Annotated in this window: 17 protein-coding genes; 7 read left to right on the top strand and 10 right to left on the bottom strand. The window is 60.4% G+C overall.

What is annotated here, in order from left to right; all coding sequences use genetic code 11:
- Positions 1 to 16 precede the first annotated feature (16 nt).
- Positions 17 to 169 (bottom strand): hypothetical protein, encoded by a 153-nt coding sequence (locus QD336_RS15705; protein WP_499171308.1) that lies wholly within the window; start codon positions 167 to 169, stop codon positions 17 to 19.
- A 57-nt stretch (positions 170 to 226) separates the two neighbouring features.
- Here QD336_RS15705 and QD336_RS15700 point away from each other — a divergent pair, with 57 nt between their 5' ends.
- The 4 genes from QD336_RS15700 (at position 227) to ppx (ending at position 5934) form a co-directional block, all read left to right on the top strand.
- Positions 227 to 1393: an AI-2E family transporter gene (locus QD336_RS15700; protein WP_499171307.1), complete on the top strand. Its 1167-nt coding sequence runs from the start codon at positions 227 to 229 to the stop codon at positions 1391 to 1393.
- Positions 1386 to 2114 carry a DnaA regulatory inactivator HdaA gene (gene hdaA, locus QD336_RS15695; protein WP_269343977.1) on the top strand — a complete coding sequence of 243 codons (729 nt, stop codon included), beginning with the start codon at positions 1386 to 1388 and terminating at the stop codon, positions 2112 to 2114. Before QD336_RS15700 ends, hdaA begins: the two co-directional genes overlap by 8 nt.
- Before the next feature lie 101 nt (positions 2115 to 2215).
- Positions 2216 to 4414 (top strand): RNA degradosome polyphosphate kinase, encoded by a 2199-nt coding sequence (locus QD336_RS15690; protein WP_442864918.1) that lies wholly within the window; start codon positions 2216 to 2218, stop codon positions 4412 to 4414.
- A complete protein-coding gene (ppx, locus tag QD336_RS15685; RefSeq protein ID WP_269343975.1) occupies positions 4411 to 5934 on the top strand; it encodes an exopolyphosphatase in 1524 nt (507 codons plus the stop codon). Before QD336_RS15690 ends, ppx begins: the two co-directional genes overlap by 4 nt.
- A gap of 30 nt (positions 5935 to 5964) precedes the next feature.
- Here the strand turns inward: ppx and QD336_RS15680 are convergent, their stop codons facing one another.
- The 8 genes from QD336_RS15680 to QD336_RS15645 all read right to left on the bottom strand — a co-directional run bounded on the left by QD336_RS15680 (position 5965) and on the right by QD336_RS15645 (position 13834).
- A complete protein-coding gene (locus QD336_RS15680; protein ID WP_269343974.1) occupies positions 5965 to 6597 on the bottom strand; it encodes a DapH/DapD/GlmU-related protein in 633 nt (210 codons plus the stop codon).
- Between the two features lie 153 nt (positions 6598 to 6750).
- Positions 6751 to 7098, bottom strand: coding sequence for a hypothetical protein (locus QD336_RS15675; protein WP_499171390.1), 348 nt, complete (start codon positions 7096 to 7098; stop codon positions 6751 to 6753).
- Positions 7099 to 7267: 169 nt separating this feature from the next.
- Positions 7268 to 7615, bottom strand: a complete 348-nt coding sequence (locus QD336_RS15670) for a YunG family protein (RefSeq protein WP_499171306.1) — start codon at positions 7613 to 7615, stop codon at positions 7268 to 7270.
- Positions 7616 to 7854: 239 nt separating this feature from the next.
- The gene (locus QD336_RS15665) at positions 7855 to 9213 is read right to left on the bottom strand and encodes an esterase-like activity of phytase family protein (RefSeq protein WP_499171305.1); all 1359 of its coding nucleotides are present in this window, start codon (positions 9211 to 9213) and stop codon (positions 7855 to 7857) included.
- Positions 9214 to 9356: 143 nt separating this feature from the next.
- Positions 9357 to 10385, bottom strand: coding sequence for an adenylate/guanylate cyclase domain-containing protein (locus QD336_RS15660; RefSeq protein WP_269343968.1), 1029 nt, complete (start codon positions 10383 to 10385; stop codon positions 9357 to 9359).
- 245 nt (positions 10386 to 10630) lie between these two features.
- Positions 10631 to 11236 (bottom strand): hypothetical protein, encoded by a 606-nt coding sequence (locus QD336_RS15655; protein WP_499171304.1) that lies wholly within the window; start codon positions 11234 to 11236, stop codon positions 10631 to 10633.
- A gap of 83 nt (positions 11237 to 11319) precedes the next feature.
- Positions 11320 to 12480 carry a ribonuclease D gene (gene rnd, locus QD336_RS15650; protein WP_269343965.1) on the bottom strand — a complete coding sequence of 387 codons (1161 nt, stop codon included), beginning with the start codon at positions 12478 to 12480 and terminating at the stop codon, positions 11320 to 11322.
- 82 nt (positions 12481 to 12562) lie between these two features.
- Complete coding sequence (locus QD336_RS15645) at positions 12563 to 13834, bottom strand: MFS transporter (RefSeq protein WP_499171303.1); 1272 nt, start codon at positions 13832 to 13834, stop codon at positions 12563 to 12565.
- Positions 13835 to 14025: 191 nt separating this feature from the next.
- On the opposite strand from QD336_RS15645, the gene aspS reads away from it, so the two are divergent.
- The 3 genes from aspS (at position 14026) to QD336_RS15630 (ending at position 19859) form a co-directional block, all read left to right on the top strand.
- The gene (gene aspS, locus QD336_RS15640) at positions 14026 to 15813 is read left to right on the top strand and encodes an aspartate--tRNA ligase (protein ID WP_499171302.1); all 1788 of its coding nucleotides are present in this window, start codon (positions 14026 to 14028) and stop codon (positions 15811 to 15813) included.
- 249 nt (positions 15814 to 16062) lie between these two features.
- Positions 16063 to 17508, top strand: a complete 1446-nt coding sequence (gene creD / locus QD336_RS15635; protein WP_499171301.1) for a cell envelope integrity protein CreD — start codon at positions 16063 to 16065, stop codon at positions 17506 to 17508.
- 245 nt (positions 17509 to 17753) lie between these two features.
- The gene (locus tag QD336_RS15630; protein ID WP_499171300.1) at positions 17754 to 19859 is read left to right on the top strand and encodes a methyl-accepting chemotaxis protein; all 2106 of its coding nucleotides are present in this window, start codon (positions 17754 to 17756) and stop codon (positions 19857 to 19859) included.
- A 61-nt stretch (positions 19860 to 19920) separates the two neighbouring features.
- Here the strand turns inward: QD336_RS15630 and QD336_RS15625 are convergent, their stop codons facing one another.
- Complete coding sequence (locus QD336_RS15625; protein ID WP_499171299.1) at positions 19921 to 21111, bottom strand: aq_1923 C-terminal domain; 1191 nt, start codon at positions 21109 to 21111, stop codon at positions 19921 to 19923.
- Positions 21112 to 21330 lie beyond the last annotated feature (219 nt).

Below are 21330 nucleotides of genomic sequence, written 5' to 3'. Positions count from 1 at the left end.
GATATTTGATCGTTATCTAATATTTGTCGCGGGTCAACCTGCCGTTGCGGCGGGTTGGCTGGAAATGGGCGATTTTACCAGCATGCGGGGTTTGCGCGAAGGACCCGGCGGCCAGTGGGCGCTCTTTGCAGGCATGCAGGGCAACAGCGTCGGCCTTGACCATATGCATCCGCGCATCCTATCTCCATGATGGGCGATGACGGCACGGCGACAGAAGGATGAACGGATGCAACCCCATGTGAGCGGCACGAGCCTGCGCCGGCAGGTGTTTTTCTGGATCGGCGTGCTTGCCGTCTTTGTCCTGTTCCTGATGGTCTTCAGCTCCATTCTCCTGCCTTTCGTGGCGGGCATGGCGCTTGCCTATTTCCTCGATCCGGTGGCCGACTGGCTGGAACGGCGGGGCTTGAGCCGGTTGATGGCGACCGTCGTCATCCTCGTTTCCTTCGTGCTGATCTTTGCACTGTCGCTCATCATCATCATTCCGCTGATCGTCGCCCAGGCATCGGAATTCATCACGCGCATCCCGCAATATGTCTCCTCGTTGCAGCAGCTGATCGCCGGCGCCGATACCAACCTCCTGCCGGACTGGGTGAGCAGCCAGATCGACGCGGTGAAGGAGAATTTCTCCAAGCTTCTGACCGAAGGCGCCGGTTTCATCGGCACGCTTTTGACGCAGATCTGGAATTCCGGAAAATCGCTCGTCGATGTCATGTCGCTTCTGGTGGTCACGCCCGTCGTCGCCTTCTACCTGCTGCTCGACTGGGACCGGATGATCGACAAGGTCGATAGCTGGATCCCGCGCGACTACGTGCACACCGTCCGCCAGATCGCCCGCGACATGGATAAGACGATCGCCGGTTTCGTGCGCGGGCAGGGGTCGCTCTGCATCATTCTCGGGGTTTATTACGCCGTCGGCCTGTCGTTGGTGGGCCTGAATTTCGGCCTGCTGATCGGCCTTTTCTCCGGCCTCATCAGCTTCATTCCCTATATTGGTTCGATGGTCGGCCTCATCCTTGCGGTCGGTGTCGCCATCGTGCAGTTCTGGCCGGACTATATCTATGTCTTCCTGACACTCGTCGTGTTCTTTTCCGGCCAGTTCATCGAAGGCAACATCCTGCAGCCGAAGCTTGTCGGCAAAAGCGTCGGCCTGCATCCGGTGTGGCTGATGTTCGCCCTCTTCGCCTTCGGTGCGCTTTTCGGTTTCGTCGGGCTTCTGGTCGCGGTGCCGGCTGCCGCGGCGGTCGGCGTGCTTGTCCGCTTCGCCTTGTCGCGGTATCTTGAAAGCGATCTCTATCACGGGCACGCCGCCAACCTTCCCTGGGACACAAATCCTGCCCTGGAAGAAGGGGAACGTCCTCCGGCAAGGTTGACTCTCAGAGCTGACGATGACTGACCAAATCAAAACCGACAACGCCCGGTCGAAGGCCGAGCAGCTGCCGCTCGCATTCTCGCACCAGTCCGCTTCCGGCCGGGAGGATCTCCTCGTTTCCGCCTCGCTTTCGGCTGCCGTCAGCCTCATCGACGAATGGCCGAACTGGCGCTCGCCCGTCGTCGTGCTGGCCGGGCCGCCGGGTTCGGGGAAATCGCATCTCGCCAATATCTGGAAAAATATTAGCGACGCCCGCGATATTCACCCGAAGGCCGGTGCGGATGCCGCGCGCGCGGCTGAAACGGGACCGGTTCTTTTCGAGGACGCCGATCGGCGCGGTTTCGACGATACGGAACTTTTCCATGTCATCAACAGCGTGCGCCAGCACGGCACCACGCTCCTGATGACCAGCCGGCAATGGCCGGCCGCATGGCCGGTGACGCTGCCGGATCTGCGTTCGCGCCTCAAGGCCGTGACGGTGGTGGAGACCGGCGAGCCGGACGAGGCGCTGCTGGCGCAGGTGCTGGTGAAACTTTTCGCTGACCGGCAGCTTTATATGGACGACAAACTCATAGGCTACATCGTCAATAGAATGGAGCGTTCGCTCGATACCGCGCAGACGATTGTGGAGCGGATCGATCGGCTGGCGCTCGCGCGCGCAACACGGATAACCCGTCCGCTGGTGGCGGAAGTTCTCAATGCGATGGACACGGTACCCACGGGCAGCGGATTGGACGACGAATAACTGTCACAGTTCCGTCGTCAAACTGTTATACGGGCAAGAAGGACGATCACGCGATGCAACAGGATCACGGGACGGAAACAGCTAAGGGGATGGAAAAGGGCATGGACGCTGTCGCGCAGGAAGATTTCAACAAGGTTCAGCCAGTGAACGAGGGCGAGAACCTCTGGGATAGCCCGGCGCGCTTCATCAACCGCGAATTCTCCTGGTTGCAGTTCAATCGCCGCGTCCTCGAAGAAACGCTGAATACGGATCACCCGCTGCTGGAGCGGCTGCGTTTCCTGTCCATCTCGGCCGCCAACCTCGATGAATTCTTCATGGTCCGCGTCGCCGGCCTCGAAGGCCAGGTACGCCAGAAGATCACCGTCAAGACGCCCGATGGCAAGACCCCGGCCGAACAGCTGGAAGATATCCTGAAGGAAATCGACAATCTGCAGATGGAGCAGCAGGCTTCGCTTGCCGTTCTGCAGCAATATCTTGCCCGGGAAGAAATCTTCATCGTGCGGCCGGCCGCACTTTCGGATGCGGACCGTACCTGGCTGGAAACGGAGTTCGAGGAACGCATGTTCCCGGTGCTGACGCCGCTCTCCATCGACCCGGCACACCCGTTCCCCTTCATTCCCAATCTCGGCTTTTCCATGGGCCTGCAGCTCGACAGCGTCAACGGCCGCGAGCCGATGACGGCGCTCCTGCGCCTGCCGCCGGCGCTTGACCGCTTCGTGCGCCTGCCGGATGAAAAGAACGCCATTCGCTATATCACGCTCGAAGATGTGGTCGGCCTGTTCATTCATCGCCTTTATCCGGGCTATACCGTTCGCGGTTCCGGCACGTTCCGCATCATCCGCGACAGCGATATCGAGGTGGAGGAAGAGGCGGAAGATCTGGTGCGCTTCTTCGAAAGCGCGCTGAAGCGCCGCCGTCGCGGTTCCGTCATCCGTATCGAAACCGACAGCGAAATGCCGCAGTCGCTGCGCCAGTTCGTGGTGCATGAGCTGGGCGTTCCGGACAATCGTGTCGCCGTTCTGCCCGGCCTTCTCGCGCTCAATACCATCTCGGAAATCGTGCGCGCGCCGCGCGACGACCTGAAGTTCGAGCCCTATAACGCCCGTTTCCCCGAGCGCGTGCGCGAACATGCCGGCGATTGCCTCGCCGCCATCCGCGAAAAGGACATGGTGGTCCACCATCCCTATGAGAGCTTCGACGTGGTCGTGCAGTTCCTGCTGCAGGCCGCGCGCGATCCCGACGTGCTCGCCATCAAGCAGACGCTCTATCGTACCTCCAATGACAGCCCGATCGTTCGCGCGCTGATCGATGCGGCCGAAGCCGGTAAATCCGTCACTGCGCTGGTGGAACTGAAGGCGCGTTTCGACGAAGAGGCAAACATCCGCTGGGCGCGCGACCTGGAGCGCGCCGGCGTGCAGGTGGTGTTCGGCTTCATCGAACTGAAGACCCATGCCAAGATGTCGATGGTGGTGCGCCGTGAAGACGGCAAGCTCAGAACCTATTGCCACCTTGGTACCGGCAACTACCACCCGATCACGGCGAAGATTTACACTGACCTGTCCTTCTTCACCTGCAATCCGAAGATCGCCCATGACATGGCGAATATCTTCAACTTCATCACGGGTTACGGCGAGCCGGAAGAGGGCATGAAGCTGGCGGTTTCGCCTTATACGCTGCGCGCCCGCATCGTGAAGCACATCAATGAAGAGATCGAGCACGCCAAGCGCGGTGCGCCGGCGGCGATCTGGATGAAGATGAATTCGCTGGTCGATCCGGAGATCATCGATGCGCTCTACCGCGCCAGCGCTGCGGGTGTGGAAGTCGATCTGGTCGTGCGCGGCATCTGCTGCCTGCGCCCGCAGGTGGCGGGACTGTCGGACAATATCCGCGTCAAATCCATCGTCGGCCGCTTCCTGGAACACAGCCGCATCTTCTGCTTCGGCAATGGTTTCGGGCTGCCTTCGGACAAGGCGCTGGTCTATATCGGCTCGGCCGACATGATGCCGCGCAACCTCGACCGTCGCGTCGAGACGCTTGTTCCGCTCACCAATCCGACCGTGCACGAGCAGGTTCTTTCACAGATTATGCTGGGCAATCTCATTGACAACCAGCAGAGCTACGAGATACTTGCGGACGGAACGTCAAGGCGCATCGAGGTGCGTAAAGGCGAAGAACCGTTCAACGCGCAGCACTATTTCATGACCAATCCCAGCCTTTCCGGACGTGGTGAAGCCCTGAAATCCAGTGCGCCCAAATTGATTGCCGGGTTGATTTCCTCCCGCAAGAAACAGGCTGAATGACTCGATCAGAAGCACAGGGGCGGCTGACCGGCCTTGCCCCCGTTTCCGTCATAGATATTGGTTCGAACTCCGTTCGTCTCGTTGTATATGAAGGCCTTTCCCGCGCGCCCGCGGTGCTGTTCAACGAAAAGGTCCTTTGCGGCCTTGGCAAGGGACTGGCGCTGACGGGCCGCATGCATGAGGAAGGTGTCAGCCGGGCGCTGATGGCGTTGAGGCGCTTCCATGTGCTTTCCGAACAGGCGCAGGCGCAGAAGCTTTATGTGCTGGCGACGGCTGCGGCGCGTGAAGCGGAAAACGGCCCGGATTTCATCCGTGAAGCCGAAGCCATTCTCGGCTGCGAGATCGAGGTGCTGTCCGGCGAAAAGGAAGCACTTTATTCGGCCTATGGCGTGATCAGCGGTTTCCATGATCCCGATGGCATCGCTGGCGACCTCGGCGGCGGTTCGCTCGAGCTCATCGACATCAAGGGCAAGAGCTGCGGCGAGGGCATCACCCTGCCGCTCGGCGGCCTGCGGCTGTCGGAACAATCGGACGGCTCGCTGGAAAAGGCAGCCACCATCGCCAGAAAACACGTCAAATCCTTTGCGAAGCTTCTGGCGGCGGGTGAGGGGCGCACCTTTTATGCGGTCGGCGGCACCTGGCGAAACATCGCCAAACTGCATATGGAGATCACCGGCTATTCGCTGCATATGATGCAGGGATATGAATTGCCGCTGGAGGAAATGCTGAATTTTCTGGAGGAGGTCATCGTCTCCCGGGACAGCAAGGATCCGGCCTGGCAGGCGGTCTCCAAGAACCGCCGTTCGCTGCTGCCCTTCGGCGCCATCGCCATGCGCGAAGTCCTGAAGGTGATGAAACCGGCAAAGATCGCCTTTTCGGCGCAGGGTGTGCGCGAAGGTTATCTTTATTCGCTGCTGACGGAAGAGGAGCGGGATTCCGATCCGCTGCTGGTCGCGGCGGATGAGCTTGCCATTCTGCGCGCCCGCTCGCCAGAACATGCGCGCGAACTGGCGGACTGGAGCGGTCGCACCTTTCCGGTCTTCGGCATTGATGAGACCGAAGAGGAGAGCCGTTACCGGCAGGCGGCCTGCCTTCTGGCCGATATCAGCTGGCGCGCCCATCCGGACTATCGCGGCTTGCAGGCGCTCAACATCATCGCCCATTCGTCCTTCGTGGCGATCACCCATCCCGGCCGCGCCTATATTGCGCTCGCCAATTATTATCGCTTCGAAGGCCTGAACGATAACGGCACCACGGAGCCGCTTGCGGTAATGGCAGGCGAACGTCTGCAGGAACTCGGCAAGCTGCTCGGCGGCCTGCTGCGTGTCGTCTACCTCTTTTCGGCCTCGATGCCGGGCGTCGTCGACCATCTGAAATTCCGCAAATCCGACAATCCGGATCTCGATCTGGAATTCGTCGTGCCGCATGATTATTGCGATTTCGCGGGCGAGCGTCTGGATGGCCGTTTGCAGCAGCTGGCGAAGCTGACGGGCAAGCGACTGGCCTTCGTATTCGAGTGACGAGCGGCGATGCCCGTCTTGCGGCGCTGGCTACGACCAGCGCTCGCAAAAGGCTTCGATATCGCTCGACTGAAAGTCGGCAAGCCGCGCCATGATCGTCTCGAATGGCCAGTCCCACCAGGCGATGGAAGCAAGCTTCGCCGCGATGGATCGCGAAAAGCGCTCGCGAATGATTTTCGCAGGAACACCGCCGACGATGGTGTAGGGCGGCACATCTCTGGTGACCACGGCACCGGCGGCAAGTACCGCGCCGTCTCCAACCGTTACACCCGGCAAGACGATGACCCCGTGACCGATCCAGACATCATGGCCGATGATGGCGCGATCCTGCTTTCGCTGGTCGAAAAAGGCGTCGTCGCGCACCGCATCGGCGGAGTAATATTCCGGGCAGTAGCTGAAACGATGCATGGATGGCCGGTCCATCGGATGGTTCGGCGCACCGATCCTGACTTCCGCGGCGATGGCGCAGAACTTTCCGATTATCGCGTCCCCTACCATGCAGCGGGGACCGAGATAGGAGTAGCTCCCGAGTTCGACATTATGCAGCGAGGTATCAGCCAGAATTTCGCAGCATTCACCGATGCTTGAATCCCTTATGCTCGCTGTCGCATGAATAACGGTCTCTGCGATTTTCGGGCGCTTGATCTGAGCGGTCGAGTCCATTCCAGTCTCCGGATTTCGCGCCTGCTTAACCGGGGATGATGAAGGGTCTGTGACGCGGGATGGTGAAAGCAGTCCGGTCGTGGCCGCCGGCTTTTCTCTCAAGTGCGGATCACGCCGGTTGCTCGCGCAGACGTCTTCTCTTCATGAGGCGCATCACCTGACGGTGACATCGACCGGGGTTTCTTTTTTCTCCCAATAGTGCTCGGTTATGTTCCGAGCGTTGCGAATGATGTGACCGGCGATTTCAGGGTCTCCGCCCTCGAAGGTCTTCGGGTCGGCCCCGCATAGGAGCAGGAAGAGCTGCTGATGCGCGACTGCGGCAAAATAGTCATGGGGCGGTGGCTGCATGTCCGAATCGACGGTCTTGAACGCTTCAGCGACCTCTTTGCTGGCGCGCTCAAGGGCGGCGTGAATGCTCGCCATCATCGCCGCTTCCTTGCGTTCCAATATATCCTGGATCTGCCGCTCTGCCGGTGTCGGTACCGGACAACTCTCACTCATCAAAGACTCTCCTGTCACTGCGTCCATTGCGCCAGCCAGGATTATCGCATTGATTGTGACCGCTTTGCGGAAAGGCAGAAATTGCGGTTGTGGAACGGGGCGGAATAATTGCGCGTCATGCCGGAAGTCGCCGGGTAAACCGCAGGTGCGAAATTCCCGCGTAAACGGTTCAGCCGTGCCCCAATGCCTTTCTGATGCAGGCGCTGAGATAGGCATATTGCAGCGGCGTTATCGTCGCCATGGCCTCCGTGCGGCTGGCAAGCCTGTCCTGATAACCGACCGGAATATCGAACTGGGCGAAGGTGAAGTCCCAGCGAATGCCTTCGACGATATTGTAGAAATGCTCGGCGCCGCTGACAGCGGTTTTGGCGAGTTCACCGCCGAAAATATCCTGCACCACCAGGGCGGTGACGCTGCCTTGTCCCTTGGCGGGGTTTTCGCGCGACCAAAGGCTGCTGGTCTCACCCGACCAGCTTTTCTTCAGGGCGTAATATAGTCTCTCTGCATGGTCCTGCATGAAATGTCTTCTTTTCCGCAAGCATGTTTCGGTTAAAGCATTTCCAGCAAAACTGTGCTCGGTTTTGCGTCCGGAAATGCGCAAAAACAAAGAGTTAGAGCAATGGAGGTGAACCGGTGTTCACCGGAATTGCTCCAGCTCTGGAGAATCGGAACGGAGCGCCATGCAGACATTGTGTCTGCCGGGCGCTCCGTCGGGATCATTCGCCGCTGCCAAAGCGATTGACAGCAGCTTCGGTCTTACTTGGCGTCAAGCAGGTCCTTGACGTCCAGCAGGACGAATTCGTTGTCGTCAGCCTTGTCCAGCGCACGGCCGGCCGAGAAGGGCAGGTTGTTGTCGTTGCCAACGATGATATGCGTGGCATCGACGCGGTCGACATTCTCGATGGTGACGAAAGGCATGTCGTAATAACCGTTGCCGCCGCCCTGACGCTTCTTGTTGTCGGGGTCGGAGATTTTCAGAAGATCGATATAGCCGATCTTGCGCGCGGCCTTGCCGACATTGGCGTCATTGAACTCGATCTTGTAGATGCGCTTCACCTTGGCGGGCACGGCAAAGCAGTTTGCTTCCGGCTTCTTCGGGTCGGCGCAGGCCTTGTCGGCGGTGCCGGCGCCATTGTCACGTTCGATGACCAGCGCCGTGCTGTCGTCCAGCATGTTGAAGTCGCCGATGGCTTCGCCGCCCTGGGCCAGCGGGTAGAGCCAGCTGCGGCCGGTCCATTGCTTCTTGGCGGTGTCGAGTTCGATGATGCGCAGCGCGGTTGCGCCGTCTTCGGTCTTTTCCACCTGGCCATCAGCCATGTAAAGCGGACCTTCCAGAAGGCCGTAGAGCTTGGAACCATCTTTGGAAAGCGCCATGCCTTCGTAACCGCCGGAACGCTTCAGGTTGAAGGCCGGCATCTTCTGTGTCGGGTTGCCGGGCAGGGCAAGCGTGGGATGATCCGGAGACTTCACCTCGATGTCGCCGGCCTTGGTGGCGATGACGTCGGTCAGCTTGCCGTCGCGGGTGAATTTCAGGATGTAGGGGCCGAATTCTTCGCCGACCCAGAAGCCATCGGCAACCGGCTGAATGGACTCAACGTCGAAATCCGCGCCGGTCAGATAACGCTTGGCAGTGCCTTCGAGAACGATGGGGAAGGGCGCCTTCATGTCCGGGTCGGAAAGGAACACGGTTTCAAGCGCATTGACCTTGCCGGCATCCCAGTCGAGTTTCAGGTGGTGAAGCATCAGCATGGCGTCGCTGGAATTGAGCTTGGAACCGAAGCCATTGTCGGAAAGGCTCCAGAAGCTGCCATCGGGCATGGCCTTGATGCCGGAAAAGCCCTGCATCGGCTGGCCGTTGAACGGCATGGAAAGGCCGGTCAGGCGCATGCCGTCCTTGCCGGGCACGGTGCCCAGGCCTTCGGCGCGCTTGCGGTCGGCGGTGGTGAACTTGGCGGAGGTCTTGAGGTGCTCCGGCGCATCGGCGGGCGCCGCGATGATGGTGTTGGCCGGCAGGATGGCGTGGGAGACGAGCTTTGCCGGAAACTCCTGCTCTGCAGCGTGCGATGCGGTGGCAAGCGTAAGAAGCGCGCAGGAGGCGAAAAGAATGTGCTTCATGATGGTGACCCCTCGATACCTGTTGAAGACTGGATTGACGCGATAGGGTCGTCGCATGACAGGCAAGTGATTGCCGTTTGAAGCTTTGATGAAATTTTATGACGGCCATCACCGACAGATGGCCTCTGGGGGCCGAGAGGCCCTTATGCGGCGGAGGCCTGTTGCTGGCTGAGCGTGCAGACGCCAAGCGTCTGGCCACGGCCCTTCACCGCATGTTCGCCGAGATATTCGCTGCGCACGCCCTTCGGGAGCACCAGCTGGTGAGCAAGATCGGCGGAAATCAGCACCGGATGGCCGAGCATCTTGCTCAGCGATTCGAGCCGCGAGGTCGTGTTCACCGTATCGCCGAAATAGGTGATCTTGTGATGGTCGACGCCGATTTCGGCGGTGATGACCGGACCGCCATGGATGGCGAAGCGCAGGCGCGGCACTTCGCCGAAGCGGGAAAGCCAGATGTCGCGCTTGTCCTCGATGGTGGCCTGGATATCGAAGACGCAGCGCACGCAGGCCGCCCGCCGGATCGCCATGTGATAGGGCCAGGTGATGATGGCGGCATCGCCGATATAATCATCGATGACACCGCCGTGTTTCCTCACCGGTGCGGCATAGCTTGCGAAGATTTCTCCAAGAAACTCCTGGGCCTTCAGGTCGCCATGGGTTTCGGCGAAGGAGGTGGAGCCGACGAGATCGATGAAGATGAAGACGCGGTCTTCGCTGACCGGGCGGCGATAGCGCCCGAGAATGAGATCGATGAAGATATCGCGGCCGAGAAGCTCACGCACACGCATGATGAAGACGATGATGCCGCAGACGATCAGGGTAAAGATCAACGTCTGCACCTCGGCATGCACGGCCCGTTTCCAGGTACCGGGGAATATCCCGCTCAGCCACAGGATCGTGCCGCCGAGCCCGAAGCCGCAAAAGACGAGGATGGCGTAGATGATGAGACCGACGGCGATATAGGCAGGCGTCGGCAGGGCGCTGACCTGCCGCGACAGGCCGGGCATGATGTAACCGCGCTCGAAAGCGAGAATCGGCGCGCAGGCGAAGAGCGCATAGGTGGCGCCGATCAACGCGCCGCCGCCATATTCCAGAAAGGCGTAGGCCACGCCGCTGCCGGCCACGGCAACGAAGAGCACCACGTAATCCAGGATGGGCAGCAATTTTCTCATATCGGTTCTGGTCTCGGGAAGGGAAGGCCCGCCGCTCCCTTCGGGCGAAGCATCTGTTCAGGTCATATGCGACATTAATGGGGAAAAAGCGCCGCAAAAAGTGAGCAATCGGTAAGGTTGCATGAAGGATTGGCAAGGCTGTTGCCCCGTTGCCGCAAAACGGGTGCGGATGCGCCGTTGCGGCTGAGATGTTTTGTCGCATTTTTGGGGGCGCGAAACCGCGATCCGCCTTTTCTGGAACCGCCCTAATAGGAGGTTCTGTAATAGACCGTTTCAAGCGGGGATTGCGGCCGGTCCTCTTGCGTGCGGTTCGACCATTTGATCGGGAAGGCGGCAAAGCGCAGCCTGTTGCCGTCGATCCAGGCCCGGTCGAACAGCGTATCGCCCTTGCGGGCGAAGGCGATCGCCGCGCAGGTTCGACCATCGACGTCGAAGGGGATATTTTCCCTCCAGCCAGTCAGGCCGCAGCCGGCGCCTTTCGGGTCGCGATTATAGTGCTCGACGACGTCGCTGTCATTCGGCGTCATGGTGATCGAGGTGACGGTATGGGCAAACTGCAGGCTGTCCTGATCCTTCAGGCCACCGTCCAGCGTGCCTTCGTAGCGCACCTGCACCGTTGGCTGCTGGCAGCCGCTGCGGGCATAAAGCTGCGAGACGGCCTGCATGCGCTCGCCGCGAATGGTGAGGCGCGTGACGATGCCGTGGCGGTCATTCTTGCCGATCTTCAGGCAGTCTGTCGTCCATTCACCTTGAAGGTCGACCTTGCCTTCAGCGGCGTGGGCGGGAAGAGAGGGGAGAATGCCTGCCGCCGCGACAAGTGCGGCGAGCAGCGGAATGCGGGCAGGTTTCATGGAAATACCCTTGGAATCGCGCAACCATCAGCAGAGAGATGGGGCGCGATGCGGGCAAAATTGGGGTGGAAAGCGGCGAGCGGTTACGACTCGCTCGCCGCAACCTCTACGGCCTCGACCTTCTTGCCGGCGAAACGCAGGGCGACTTCGCCATTGATGAGCTTCAGCGCCACATCGCCGAACAGCTCGCGCCGCCAGCCGGTCAGCGCCGCGACAGTTGCGTTCTCGCCCTCGGCGGCGATCTTGTCCAGATCGTCGCTATTGGCGATGACCTTGGCGGCGACGCCGTGCTTGTCTGCCGTCAGCTTCAGGAGAACTTTCAAAAGCTCCACCGCAGCACCGGAGCCTTCCGGTGCATGGCTGTGGCGCGGCGCCTTCGGCATCTCTTCCTTCGGCAGCGCCAGTGCCGCATTCACCGTCTCGACGATGGCGGTGCCGGAGGCGGACCGTTCCCAGCCCTTCGGGATGGTGCGCAGCCGCGACAGCGCCTCGGCATCCTTCGGCTGCTGCTGGGCGATTTCGAAGATGGCGTCGTCCTTCAGCACGCGGGAGCGCGGCACGTTGCGCGACCGCGCCTCACGCTCGCGCCAGGCGGCGACGAATTTGAGGATGGCGAGTTCGGTCGGCTTGCGCAGGCGCGATTTCAACCGCAGCCACGCATCGTCGGGATGCATGTCATAGGTGTCGCGCGATTCCAGAATATCCATCTCTTCGGTCAGCCACAGCGAGCGGCCTTCGCGCTCCAGCTGCGCCTTCAGCGCCAGATAGGCATCGCGCAGATGGGTCACATCGGCCAGCGCGTAATCCAGCTGCTTCTCGGTCAGCGGACGGCGGCTCCAGTCGGTGAAACGCGAGGATTTGTCGATCTGCACATTCTTGATCTTCTGCACCAGCTGGTCGTAGGAGATCGAATCGCCGAAACCGCAGACCATGGCGGCAACCTGCGTGTCGAAGATCGGGTGCGGAATGAGCCCGCCGAGGTGGTAGATGATTTCGATATCCTGCCGTGCGGCGTGGAAAACCTTCACGACGTTTGGATTGGCCATCAGTTCGAACATAGGCGTAAGATCGAGACCCTTGGCCAGCGGATCAACCAGTACTTCGAGCGTCGGGCTCGCCATCTGTACGAGGCACAGCTCCGGCCAGAAGGTCGTTTCCCGCAAAAATTCGGTGTCGATGGTGATGAATTCCGATTTCGCCAGTTCCGTGCAGGCTTCGGCGAGGGCGGCAGTCGTTTCAATCATTGCAAATGGCCACTCGTGAAAATTATCCGTCTTACTTTCCCTTTGCCGGGCGCATGTCAATACAAAGCCCGCTTTTCCGGCCTCAAGGATCGTTTTTCTCGGGCGGATCGGGCTCCGGTCCATCCTTTTTGGGTGGCGGAGCTGTGGCGAGCTTCTGGAAATAGGCTGAGGTGCGCAAAAGTGAGCTGAACCGCCAGTTCCGCTCCTCCACGGGAACGCCCTCGCGCACCTGCAGCCGGTAGATGGTATAGGCGATGAAAACGATCTGGATCGCGGCCGTATAGCTGAACAGCGCCTTCGGGCCGAACTGGTCGATCAGCACGGAGGCGAGAAGAGGTCCGACCGTCGCGCCCACGGACCAGAAGAACAGGAGCCCGGCCGACATCATCGCATGCTCGCCTTCCTTGGCGTGATCGTTGCCATGCGCGGAACTCAGCGAATAGAGCGGCAGGGCGAAGGCGCCGAAGACGAAGACGCCGACGATGTTGCTCCACTCGTCGGTGCCGGCGAAGAAGGCGAGGAACAGGCCGACGATGACAGAGCCGGCGGTGGTGGCGAGAATGATGATGCGGCGGTCATAACGGTCGGAATAGACGCCGAGCGGATATTGCAGCACCACGCCGCCGATGATGCCGGCACTCATGAAGGTGGCGATGGCGGTGACGGACATGCCGATCTGTTCGGCATAGATCGGCCCCATATTGCGAAACGCCGCCATGCTGAGGCCGACGGCCACGCAGCCAACCACGGCAAGCGGTGAGATGCGCCAGACCGCGAAAAGATTGAAGGGAATCTGCTTCGGCGGGGTGGGGTTGGATTTGTCGGCAAGAGAGATCGGCACCAGCGAAAGCGACAGGGCCATGGCGATCAGCGAAAACACCACCGGTCCGCCGATGCCGGCGATGGGAATGATATATTGCGCAAGCGTCACGGAGCCGAGATCGACGAAACGATAGACGGAGAGCGTGCGCGCCCGGTTGGAATTTGTGACCTGCGCATTGATCCAGCTTTCGATCACGGCAAAAAGACAGGCGACCGCAATGCCGATGACGAAACGCATCAGCATCCAGAACACGGGGTGGATGACGAGCGGCATGGCGATGGATGCCGCGGAAGCGACCGCCGCCATGGTGGCGAAGGTGCGGATATGGCCGATCCGGCGCATGAGCTGCGTCACCGAAATGCAGCCGAGCGCGAAGCCGATGCTGTAGGCGGCGCTGATGAGGCCGATGGTGCTGGCTGAAAATCCCTCGGAAAGGCCGCGAAGCGCGATATAGGTTCCCTGCAGGCCGTTGCCGCCGATCAGAATGCCGGCGGTGACGAGAAGCGGGATAAGAGGTCTGATCTGGCTCATTGCGGGCCGACTCGGTTTGGCGGGGTGGATTAGCCCTATCTAAAGCCAAGGCGGGGGAAAGGACAGTCGCAAGGCGACATTGTTGCGCTTTGCCTTGACAAATCAGGCTGGCCATGCGCTTTTCCGGCAAATTTCGACAGTGCCGCCCATCTGGCCTCCAACAGGCCCACGACACGTTCCAGGATAAAAAAATGCATCGTTACCGCAGCCACACCTGTGCCGCTCTCCGCAAGTCCGACGTTGGCGAAACCGTTCGCCTTTCCGGTTGGGTTCATCGCGTGCGAGATCATGGCGGCGTTCTCTTCATCGACCTTCGTGACCATTACGGGATCACCCAGGTGGTTGCCGATCCTGATAGCCCGGCCTTCAAGGTTGCAGAAACCGTGCGCGGCGAATGGGTCATCCGCATCGACGGCCTCGTCAAGGCCCGTTCGGAAGACACCGTCAACAAGGGCATGGCGACCGGCGAGATCGAGCTTTATGCGCAGGAAATCGAGGTTCTGGGCGTTGCCAAGGAACTGCCGCTGCCGGTCTTCGGCGAGCCCGAGTACCCTGAAGACGTTCGCCTGAAGTACCGCTTCCTCGACCTGCGCCGCGAAACGCTGCACAAGAACATCGTTCGCCGCACGCAGATCATCTCCGCCATGCGCACCGGCATGGGCGATATGGGCTTTGCCGAATATACGACGCCTATCCTCACTGCCTCTTCGCCGGAAGGCGCGCGCGACTTCCTCGTGCCCTCGCGTATCCATGAAGGCAAGTTCTTTGCGCTGCCGCAGGCGCCGCAGCAGTACAAGCAGCTTCTGATGGTCGCCGGTTTCGACCGCTACTTCCAGATCGCGCCGTGCTTCCGCGATGAAGACCCGCGTGCCGACCGCCTGCCGGGCGAGTTCTACCAGCTCGACGTCGAAATGAGCTTCGTGACCCAGGAAGATGTCTGGACCACGATGGAGCCGATGATGACGGCCGTGTTCGAGAAGTTCGCCGAAGGCAAGCCGGTCACCAAAGAATGGCCGCGCATTCCCTATGACGAGGCAATCCGCAAATACGGCTCCGACAAGCCCGATCTGCGCAACCCGATCGTCATGGAAGCCGTGACCGAACATTTCGATGGTTCGGGCTTCAAGGTCTTCGCCAACATGATCGCCTCCAACCCCAAGGTTCAGGTCTGGGCGATCCCGGCGAAAACCGGTGGTTCGCGCGCTTTCTGCGACCGGATGAACGCCTGGGCGCAGTCCCAGGGCCAGCCCGGCCTCGGCTACATCTTCTGGAAGGAAGAAGACGGCAAGGTCGGCGGCTCCGGCCCGCTCGCCAAGAACATCGGCGAGGAACGCACCGAGGCGCTGCGCCAGCAGCTCGGCCTCGAGGCGGGTGACGCCTGCTTCTTCGTCGCCGGCGATCCGGCCAAGTTCTACAAGTTCGCCGGTGAGGCGCGCACCCGCGCTGCCGACGAGTTGAACCTGATCGACCGCGACCGTTTCGAGATGTGCTGGATCGTCGATTTCCCCTTCTTCGAATACAACGAGGAAGAAAAGAAGATCGACTTCGCCCACAACCCCTTCTCCATGCCGCAGGGCGGAATGGAAGCGCTGGAAGGGCAGGATCCGCTGTCTATCAAGGCGTTCCAGTATGACGCGGTCTGCAACGGCTTCGAAATCGCCTCCGGCTCGATCCGTAACCAGTCGCCTGAGCTGATGGTCAAGGCCTTCGAAAAGGTTGGCCTGAGCCAGACGGATGTGGAAGAGCGCTTCGGCGGCCTCTACCGTGCGTTCCAGTATGGCGCGCCTCCGCATGGCGGCTGCGCATTCGGTATCGACCGTGTCGTCATGCTGCTGGTTGGCGCCAAGAACCTGCGCGAAATCACGCTGTTCCCGATGAACCAGCAGGCGCAGGACCTTCTGATGAACGCGCCGTCGCCGGCAACGCCGACCCAGCTTCGCGAACTGGCACTGCGTGTGGTTCCGTCCAAGAAGGACTGATCTGGATTTATTCAGGTTTCAAACAAAGGGCTGGCGGCGACGCCGGCCCTTTTTGCAACGAACGCGGCAAAGTCACAATTTTACCGCGCATTAAACCGAATTCCGCGCACAATCAGCCGAAATCCGATCCCAGTATAGGCCCTGCGTTCACCTGGGGGACGCAAGACTATTTGGGGTTTTAAACTTGGGACAGCGCCGGCCGAACTTCGTTCTTGGTTTCGGCGCGATCATATTTAGAAGGATTTCAGAATGGCACATGAAACGGAAAAAGACCTTGTACCGGCGGGAGGGCAGGCGTCTCCGGCCCAGTCACGCGGCAATTTCGCCGTCAGCCTGCGTTCGCCGGGCGCCAAGTTCCTGATGATCGGCTTCATATCCATGGTTCTGCTGGTGCCGCTTCTGCTCGTCTGGGGGCTGACGGAAGAACGTGCCTCACGGGCGGAAGACGTCTCCGGGCGGATTGCCAGCGGCTGGGGCAGCGATCAGGTGGTGAACGGTCCCTATCTCGCCGTACCTTTTGATGTGGAACGCCGCCGGGAGGTGGATGGCCGCAGCATCGTCGACCGCACGACGGAGTGGGCGCTGGTGATGCCGGAAACGCTGCAGGTCACCGCCGACCTGAAGACCGAGGAAAAGCGCCTGTCGATCTACAGCCTGCCGGTCTATAACGGCAATCTTGTCCTGAACGGCCGCTTCGGCCCCGGCATTCTGCAGGATCTCGCTCGTTTCTCTGGCACGCCGCGGCTGGACAGCGCCATTCTGGTTCTTAGCATTCAGGATATTACCGGCATCCGCTCCAGTGCCGGTGTCAGCATAGACGGCGGTCCGGTTCTGCCCTTCGATCCCGGCATGCGGGATATTTCGGCAATGACGACCCGCGCCGGTCAGGACATCGCGATAAGGTCGGATGCCGGGGTGCACAGGTCGATAGGGAAAGGCCTCATCGAAACCGGTTTCGCCTTCAACATCGCATTCTCCCTGAACGGGTCCGGCAGTTTTGCGGTGGCGCCCGCCGGTCAGACGACAGGCTTTTCGGCGAAGGCCGACTGGCCGCATCCCGGTTTCGAGGGACTGTTCCTGCCGGAGGCAAAGACGGTTACCGCCACTGATTTCACGGCCAGCTGGACGATCCCCTATCTCGCAAGGGGCATAGACCGCGTGGTGGAGGGGACGCGCCTGCCGCTGTCCAGCAGCCTGATGACGATCAACCTCGTGGAACCCGTGAAGTTCTATCAGATCATCGCGCGGACGCTGAAATATTCGATCGGCTTCATCTCGCTGGTTTTCCTTGCCGTCTTCATCGTCGAACTCAAGGGCGGTACCGTCGTGCACTGGATACAATATGTGCTGACGGGGCTGGCGCTGATCGTCTTTTACGTGCTGCTGCTGGCACTCTCCGAACATACGGGCTTCACCATCGCCTATGCCACGGCCTCATTGTCGACGGCGGTGCTGATCTCGTTTTACCTCGGGAGCGCAACCAATAGTCGCAGGAACGGTGCGGCCCTGTTCACGGTTCTCGCGGTCGCCTATGGCGTCATGTATCTGGTCCTGAACGAAGACGAATATGCGCTGTTGGCCGGCGCAGTGATCTCCTTCATCGCCATTGCCGCAACCATGTTCGCCACCCGGAGGGTCGACTGGTCGGGAACCGGCGCTTTGCAGGTGCCACGCGCTACCGACAAGGCCGCATAGCCTCCACCCGGTCCCGTTGGATCGGCATGGATCGGCTGGATAAATGGGGCGGGAGAGGGAATGCTCGCCCGTCCCTTATCCAATCCGCACGGCAGCGGCGTTACGGGTGATTTCCCGGATTGTTGCGGCCCGCTGTCGCTTGTGAATTGTCATAAAAACTTAATCAAACTGACAAACCCGGTAGAGGAGTTCTTAAGCCTTGTGCCCCCATTTATCCCTCATGAAATTCTGCAAACGAGGGTTGAATGTTTCCGCTGGTTTCAACGTTCAGGATAGGTCACCGTATCTCGGTGCTGGCGCTGGCTGCGCTGGTCGGTATTGCCGTCATTGCCGGCATGCTGCTTTGGCAAAGGCATATGGAGGCGCGTTATCGCGTCGCCGAAGACAGACTTATCCAGCGGGACGGGGTGCTGATGAGGCTGGTGGATGATCTGCATGAAAGCCGCCTGCACCAGCGGGATTTTCTCCTCTCCAGGGATATGAGTTCCGTGGCGCAGTTCGATCAGACGATCGAGAAGATACGTCAGTCCCTGAGCTTCCTCGAAGGCAGTGCGACGTCCCAGACCCGGACGCGGCTCGAAGCGCTGGCGCAGGGTGCCGTGGCCTATGGCGAACGCATGAAGGCGCTTGTTGCCAAGAACAGGGAGCTTGGCCTCACGCCCGCCGAAGGCCTGGAAGGCGCAATGCGCAATGGCGTGCATTCCATCGAAAAGCTCGTCGACGTCGTCGCCAATGCCGAAATCCGCGCCAGCATGCTGATGATGCGTCGGCACGAAAAGGATTTCATCCTGCGGCGCGACGAAGCCTATGTGGAAAAACATGCCGCCGAGGTAGAGACCTTCAAGGCGCTGGTGAAGCTGGAATACCGGCCGGGTGCGGAACGTCAGCGCATCATGGATGCACTGGAAATATATACGGCGTCCTTCCGTTTTTACGCTGCGGCCGTGCTGGACGAGCAGAAGGCGCGCGAAACCCTCGCTTCCGCCTATAGTGCCCTGCTGCCCATCGTCACGGAGATTTCCACGGCCTATCGGCAGGAGAGGGAGGCAAGCGCGCTCGAAAACCAGGTTGCGGCGGAAACGACGGTTTCGATTGTCGTTGCCCTCATCGCCCTTGCCGTCGTGAGCCTTTTCGCGGGCGTCTATTTCATCGGCCGCTCGATAACCCGGCCGGCAACCGCAATCACCGGCGCGATGCGCCGTCTGGCCGATGGCGAAACCGAATTCGCCGTTCCCGGCCTGCGCCGCAAGGATGAATTCGGTGCCATGGCCCATGCGCTGGAAATCTTCCGGCAGGCGGCCATCGCCAAGATCGAACTGGAAGATCAGGCACTCGCGGCCCGGCAGCAGGCCGAGGCGGAAAAGACCCGCTTCCAGCGCGAGGCGGAGGCCGAAGCGCAGGCGAAGCTGATGCAGGCGACGACCGGGCTTGCGGCGGCGCWGCGCCGCCTTGCGGCTGGCGATCTCTCCTTCGAACTGAACGAGCCTTTCGTACCGGATTTCGAGGCGCTGCGTCACGATCTCAACCTGACGATCCGTCAGCTTGATGCGGCCATGTCCGGCGTCGTACAGTCGACCGTGGCGATTGACGGCGGCAGTCAGGAAATCAGCCAGAGTGCTGCCGATCTCGCACATCGCACCGAGCAACAGGCCGCCTCGCTGGAGGAGACCGCCGCCGCACTCGATGAACTGACGGCGAATATCCGCATTTCGGCGGATCGCACGGTGGAAGCTCGCACGATCGCCCATTCGGCCGATGAGGACGCCAATCGTACGGCTGACCTCGTCGTCGACACGATCACGGCCATGGAAAAGATCGAGCAATCCTCGGGCAGGATCGGCAGCATCATCAGCGTCATTGATGAGATCGCCTTCCAGACCAACCTTCTGGCGCTCAACGCCGGTGTCGAGGCGGCTCGCGCCGGCGAAGCGGGCCGGGGCTTTGCCGTCGTTGCCCAGGAGGTGCGCGAACTGGCGCAGCGCTCCGCAAAGGCGGCGGCCGAAATCAAGATACTCATCCAGACCTCCGGCAGCGAAGTGAAGGAAGGGGCGCGTTTCGTCCGGGAAACCGGCGCGGCCCTGTCGCGCATCGGCGGCTCGGTAAAGACGATCAATGACCACATCGAGGCCATCGCGGCAGCCACGAGGGAGCAGTCGCTCGGGCTTTCCGAAATCAACGCCAGCGTCAACCATCTGGATCAGGGCACACAGCAGAATGCCGCCATGGTCGAGGAAAACAATGCCGCCAGCGCCATGCTGGCCGGCGAGACCACGCGTCTCAAGGAACTGGTGCAGCAGTTCCGGCTGAGCGAAGCCGGCTTACAGGAATACGGCCTGCACGAAGCGGCCTGATCGGCCCGTCGCTGCATCTCGCACAAATAAAAAGCCCCGGCATGACCGGGGCTTTTTGGTTTTATTCGTTTGCCGTTACCGTGAGGCCGAGCATTTTCGGCAGGGTGTTCGGCGCGCCCATGGCGGCACCCATGATCATCGGGAAGGGAACCGGCTTTTCCGGCTCTGCCGTGATCGAGAAGTTCTTCGGATTGTCGATGTAGGCGTTGATTGCCGTCGACACCATGTTCTGCAGCTCCGGCACGTTGAGCGAGGCCATCATGATGGGGGCCATGCCCTTGATGGTCTGGGCGAGCTGATCGCCGGTCATGCCCTGCTGGCTTGCCGCATAGTCGATCGCGCGCTTGGTGATGCTGGCGTCTTCGAAGCTGATTTCGGCATTAACGAAGGACAGCTGCTGCATCAGGCCGAGCATGGCGAGGCTTGCCGCCTGGTCTGCCTGTTCCTTGTTCGGGTTGGCAGCCTGCGCCTTTACCGTCTCCTGCATCGACTTGATGAAGTCGAGCGTGTAGCCGGAGAAACCGAACGACATGTTGAGACGGCCGACGTCATCGAGGTCGATGGCGTATTCCTCGACATCAACGGTACCGGAGGCCACTTCCCAGCTGCCGCTCATGGTCATGTCGCCGGAAAGCGCCTGCAGCTTCAGCTTTTCGATGGCATCCTTGGTCGCCGGATCGGTGACTTCGCTGAGATCAGCCTTGAAGCCGGATGCGTCGAGTTCGAAACCGATCGAGTTCTTGTCGTCGCTGACCGACATCGTCGCGCTGGTTTCCTCAAGCGAGAAAGCCTGCTTGCCGTCGACGGAAACGGAGATCGGGCCGCTATGGGCTTCGTCATAGAACATCAGCGCATCGACCTTGCCCGTGGTGGCATCGGCCGGAATGACAAGGCCGGACATGTAGATGTCGCTCGCCTTGATCTCGATGTTTTCCTGCTTGTAGTCGATATTGTCGAAGCGGGCGTTCTTGATCTTGTAACCGCCGTTGTTTTCCTCGACGCCTTCAAGCGTGATATTGCCGACCGGGATCTTCTTTGCCGGATCTGCGGCCGCGTTGAAGGTCACGCTGTTCAGCGTCACCGTCGAGCCGTTGACGGCGACGGAGCCGGCGGCGATCTCACCGCCCTGCGCTGCGTAAGCTGCATTGATCTTCTTCAGCAGATCCCCGCCATCAAGCGCAAAGGCCGGCGCCGAAAGCGTAAGAAGCGCGGCACTCGCAAAAAGAACCTGCCGGGTGGATTTCAGTCTCATGATGTTTCTTCCCTCAACGTACGGCTGTGCACCGTGTCTCAATGCTAATGGTGATACTTATATTCGCGATTATTCAAAGGTCTATAGGATTTAGATCGATTCCCATGACGGCGGCATTGCGGCATTTGCAACGCGGTTAACAAAAAATCGCATGAAAAGGTTGCTTTCATCCACAGCTGCACCCCCTGAATTTCTTGCCGGTTATCGGCATTTCCGCTA

This window comes from Rhizobium sp. BR 250, assembly GCF_047445855.1.
Classification (GTDB): domain Bacteria; phylum Pseudomonadota; class Alphaproteobacteria; order Rhizobiales; family Rhizobiaceae; genus Agrobacterium; species Agrobacterium tumefaciens_I.
The sequence above is the reverse complement of the archived record's forward strand: the minus strand, read 5'-3'. Positions and strand labels throughout refer to the sequence as shown.

What these genes read in the sequence shown, in the direction of transcription:
- QD336_RS15705 (WP_499171308.1), bottom strand. Translation starts at nt 169, where the DNA reads ATGCATATGGTCAAGGCCGACGCTGTTGCCCTGCATGCCTGCAAAGAG.
- QD336_RS15700 (WP_499171307.1), top strand. Translation starts at nt 227, where the DNA reads ATGCAACCCCATGTGAGCGGCACGAGCCTGCGCCGGCAGGTGTTTTTC.
- hdaA (WP_269343977.1), top strand. Translation starts at nt 1,386, where the DNA reads ATGACTGACCAAATCAAAACCGACAACGCCCGGTCGAAGGCCGAGCAG.
- QD336_RS15690 (WP_442864918.1), top strand. Translation starts at nt 2,216, where the DNA reads ATGGACGCTGTCGCGCAGGAAGATTTCAACAAGGTTCAGCCAGTGAAC.
- ppx (WP_269343975.1), top strand. Translation starts at nt 4,411, where the DNA reads ATGACTCGATCAGAAGCACAGGGGCGGCTGACCGGCCTTGCCCCCGTT.
- QD336_RS15680 (WP_269343974.1), bottom strand. Translation starts at nt 6,597, where the DNA reads ATGGACTCGACCGCTCAGATCAAGCGCCCGAAAATCGCAGAGACCGTT.
- QD336_RS15675 (WP_499171390.1), bottom strand. Translation starts at nt 7,098, where the DNA reads ATGAGTGAGAGTTGTCCGGTACCGACACCGGCAGAGCGGCAGATCCAG.
- QD336_RS15670 (WP_499171306.1), bottom strand. Translation starts at nt 7,615, where the DNA reads ATGCAGGACCATGCAGAGAGACTATATTACGCCCTGAAGAAAAGCTGG.
- QD336_RS15665 (WP_499171305.1), bottom strand. Translation starts at nt 9,213, where the DNA reads ATGAAGCACATTCTTTTCGCCTCCTGCGCGCTTCTTACGCTTGCCACC.
- QD336_RS15660 (WP_269343968.1), bottom strand. Translation starts at nt 10,385, where the DNA reads ATGAGAAAATTGCTGCCCATCCTGGATTACGTGGTGCTCTTCGTTGCC.
- QD336_RS15655 (WP_499171304.1), bottom strand. Translation starts at nt 11,236, where the DNA reads ATGAAACCTGCCCGCATTCCGCTGCTCGCCGCACTTGTCGCGGCGGCA.
- rnd (WP_269343965.1), bottom strand. Translation starts at nt 12,480, where the DNA reads ATGATTGAAACGACTGCCGCCCTCGCCGAAGCCTGCACGGAACTGGCG.
- QD336_RS15645 (WP_499171303.1), bottom strand. Translation starts at nt 13,834, where the DNA reads ATGAGCCAGATCAGACCTCTTATCCCGCTTCTCGTCACCGCCGGCATT.
- aspS (WP_499171302.1), top strand. Translation starts at nt 14,026, where the DNA reads ATGCATCGTTACCGCAGCCACACCTGTGCCGCTCTCCGCAAGTCCGAC.
- creD (WP_499171301.1), top strand. Translation starts at nt 16,063, where the DNA reads ATGGCACATGAAACGGAAAAAGACCTTGTACCGGCGGGAGGGCAGGCG.
- QD336_RS15625 (WP_499171299.1), bottom strand. Translation starts at nt 21,111, where the DNA reads ATGAGACTGAAATCCACCCGGCAGGTTCTTTTTGCGAGTGCCGCGCTT.